1 protein-coding gene and 1 pseudogene are annotated in these 3,878 nt (G+C 64.3%); one reads left to right on the top strand and one right to left on the bottom strand.

The window, feature by feature from the left end; genetic code table 11:
• Nucleotides 1-330: pseudogene (locus EOA27_RS26475) on the bottom strand (outer membrane protein assembly factor); the annotation flags it as partial.
• A 277-nt stretch (nucleotides 331-607) separates the two neighbouring features.
• On the opposite strand from EOA27_RS26475, the gene EOA27_RS26470 reads away from it, so the two are divergent.
• Nucleotides 608-3,878, top strand: a 3,271-nt coding sequence (locus EOA27_RS26470; RefSeq protein WP_189562121.1) for an alpha-2-macroglobulin family protein, incomplete at its 3' end; no start/stop codon positions are given.

The raw sequence follows: 3,878 nt of genomic DNA, 5'->3' as shown, positions 1-3,878 counted from the left end.
GTCGCCGCGCGCCTTGGCCATCAGGCCGAGCGATCCCGACACCGGATGGTCCTCGTCATTCTTCAGCGCCGAGGCGTTTTCGAGCCTTTTCACCAGATCCTTGTCGGCATCAGGCGCATTGAGCGTCACGGAATAGCGAAGCGGATCGACGATGTCGGCATCCTCGTCCTTGGACGAGCCCCAGAGCTTGATGCCGAAAATCTCGAAAGCCGCCGCCGGACGCGCCTCGCCCGCCAGAATTGCAGCGCAAAACAGCGCGAAAAGCAGGGCGCGCGGAAGCCCGCGCCCTGGCGCGACCCCTCCTGACATCTGCGTTTCATGCGCCGGCATTAAGACAACCTAGTCGACAAAACTAAAATTGGAATGAAGTTCCGAAACGTTCGTAAAGGGGCCACAATCCAATTGTCTGAAATAGACCGGGCTTGGAATTCACACCTTTTGCGATTCCGCAAGAAAGTGTGATCCGTCTCACAGAGGTTCTGTCGAAATACCGGCCTTTGGCCGGCATGGAAACCGTTCGCAGGTGAAAAACCCGCGGCGCTCCGGCGTTGACAAGCCTGCACGAAGCTTGATCATGCCCGGACGCTGGCGATGTCTGGAGGGTGGTATGGCAATGCGCGCGGCTCGTGGTTTCTCTTTCCTTCTTCTCGTCTTTTTCGCCCTGGGCGGGGCGGCCCTTGCGGCCGAAGCCCGGCGAATCGTGACGACCGACAATTCCGACTATTTCGGTTTCGACCTCAGGTCGGAGCAGAATGTCAGCCTCGACCAATGCAAGACCACGTGCCTTGGCGATACCGCCTGCCGCGCCTTCACCTACAACACCAAGGCAAAGTGGTGCTTTCTCAAATCCGACTATAACCAGTTGAAATCCTTCACCGGCGCCGTTGCCGGCAAGGTCGCGAATGTCGATGGCGACCCAGATATCGGCGCTCCGCCGGCTCTGGCCTTTTTCCCGAACTGGATGGCCGACCAGGCCCAGCAGTTCCGCAACAAGCTGACCGATCCGGCCTATGACAAGCCGACCGAGGGCCTTGCTGCCCTGCAGGCCGCCGCCGAGCAGGCCTCGCTAACCGGCGATCATCGCCTTGCCATGCAGAAATACCAGGCCGCGATCTCCGTTCTGCCCGATGACGGCGCGCTCTGGCTGGCGCTGGCGCGCGAGATACTGGCCGTGGAGCCGGCGTCGAACACCAACGAACCCGCGACTTTCCCGATGAACGCCACGTCGGCGGCCTTCAACGCCTACAAGCTGGTGCGCACGGCAAAGACCCGCGCCGAGGCGCTGGCGCTGCTTGGCGCCGGTCTCGACAAGCGCGATCTCTACCGGCCGTCGCTGCAGGCCTATGAGGCGAGCCTTGCGCTGGTGAGCTCGCCGGCCGTCCAGGCCGACTATGCCGACCTCAAGGCGCGCAAGGGTTTCCGCGTCGTCGAGCACACCGTCGACGCCGATTCTTCCTCGCCGCGCATCTGCGCCCAGTTTTCCGAGGACCTGGTCAAGACCGGCGTCGACTATGCGCAGTTCGTGACCGTCGACAACGCCGCGCCCAAGGCCGTCGAGGCCAAGGACAAGCAGATTTGCGTCGAGGGCCTGGAACACGGCCAGCATTATGACGTGACCTTCCGCGCCGGCTTGCCGGCGGCGATCGGTGAAACGATCGCCGCGCCCGTCGTGCTGTCGATCTATGTCCAGGACCGCGCTCCGTCCGCCCGCTTCACCGGCGACAGCTTCGTGCTGCCGGCCGGCGCCCGTCGCGGCATTCCAGTCGTGACGGTCAACATGAACGCCGCCAAGATGACGCTCTACCGCATCGGTGATCGTTCGCTGGCGCAACTTCTGTCCGGCTATCAGTTCCTGCATCAGCTCGACGGCTACGATATTTCCACCATTTCCGACCAGATGGGCGAGCCCGTCTGGTCGGGCACGCTCGACATCGCCAACGATCTCAACAAGGAGGTGACCACCTCTTTCCCGGTTGACGAGGCGATCCCGCAGCGCAAGCCCGGCGTCTATGTGCTGACCGCGCAGCCGGTCGACGACAAGAGCGACGATTACGGCTCGCGCGCCACGCAGTGGTTCGTGGTCTCCGACATCGGCCTTTCCACCTATACCGGCCAGGACGGTCTCAACGTCTTTGCCCGTTCGCTGGGCTCGGCCAAGCCGATTTCCGGCGCCGAACTGACGCTGCTTGCCAGGAACAACGAGATCCTCGGCACGGCGACCACCGACGCCGAAGGCCACGCCGTCTTCAATCCAGGCCTCACCCGCGGCGAAAACGGCATGGTGCCGGCCGTGCTGATGGCCAAGCAGGGCGACAACGACTTCGTCTTCCTCGACATGGGCAAAGCCGGATTCGACCTGTCGGATCGCGGCGTCGAAGGGCGCGCCTCGCCCGGCGCGCTCGACGTCTATGCCTGGACGGAGCGCGGCATCTACCGCGCAGGCGAGGATGTTCACGTCGCGGCGCTTGCCCGCGACGGCGCGGCAAAAGCGGTCGAGAACCTGCCGCTGACCTTCATCTTCACCCGTCCCGACGGCGTCGAGAACCGGCGCATCGTCAGCAATGGCGAGTCCGCCGGCGGCCATGCCGTCGACCTGCCGCTCGAGGCCAACGCCATGCGCGGCACCTGGACGGTGTCGATCTACACCGATCCCAAGCAGTCGCCGGTCGCCAGCCAGATGTTCCTGGTCGAGGACTTCGTGCCGGATCGCATCGAATTCGACCTGACGGCCGACAAGAAGGAGATCGCCCAGGGCGAGACCGCCAATGCCACCGTCGACGGCCGCTTCCTCTATGGCGCGCCGGCCGCGGGCCTGGCGCTGGAAGGCGAGATGACGCTGTCGACCACGAGCAACTGGGACAGCTTCAAGGACTTCACCTTCGGCCTCGCCGACGAGCAGTCGAGCGAGCCGACCGTGACGCCCCTCGCCAATCTTCCGATCGTCGGCGACGACGGCAAGGCGACCTTCCCGATCACCATCGACCAGTTGCCGTCGACCACCAAGCTGGTCAACGCCAAGGTCACGGTGCGCATGCGCGAAGCCGGCGGCCGCGCCGTCGAGCGCTCGCTCGACATCGGCGTTCGGCCGCAGCGCGATGTCATCGGCATTCGCCCGGATTTCGAAGGCGATGAAGTGCCGCAAGGCGGAACGGCCAAATTCAGCATCATCGCCGTCGATCCGAACGGCAAGCGCGAGGACCTGAAAGGCGCCCAGTGGTCGCTGGTCAAGGTCGAGCGGAACTATCAGTGGTACCGTTCCAACAATTCCTGGAACTACGAGGCAGTGAACCTCACCAAGGCCGTCGCCAATGGCTCGGTCGATCTGAAGGCCGATGGCGAGGCGACCGTGTCGCTGCCCGTCGACTGGGGCCGCTACCGTCTCGAGGTCGAGACGGCTGACCCGGATGGTCCGGCGACCAGCTATGAATTCGACGCCGGCTGGTACGTCGCCTCGACCACCACCGAGACACCCGATGGGCTGGAGATCGCCCTCGACAAGGACAGCTACGCCACCGGCGAAGTCGCCAAGCTGAAGATCTCGCCGCATTTTGCCGGCGAACTTCTGGTCACGATCGGCGCCGAGAAGCTGTTGAAGACCGTCACCGCTTCGGTGCCGGCCGGCGGCAGCACTGTCGACATTCCGGTCGGCGAAAACTGGGGCGCCGGTGCCTATGTCACGGCGACCTTGTTCCGGCCCGGCGACGCGCAGGAATCGCGCATGCCGGCCCGCGCCATCGGCATCCAGTGGCTGTCGGTCGACCCGGGTTCGAAGAAGCTCGCAGTTTCGCTGACGCCGCCGGAAAAGACCCTGCCGCGCCAGCAGCTGTCAATCCCGGTCGCGGTGAACGGCGCTCAGCCGGGCACAAACGCCTATGTGA

Source organism: Mesorhizobium sp. M2A.F.Ca.ET.037.01.1.1 (genome assembly GCF_003998075.1).
GTDB lineage: Bacteria > Pseudomonadota > Alphaproteobacteria > Rhizobiales > Rhizobiaceae > Mesorhizobium.
The sequence above is the reverse complement of the archived record's forward strand: the minus strand, read 5'-3'. Positions and strand labels throughout refer to the sequence as shown.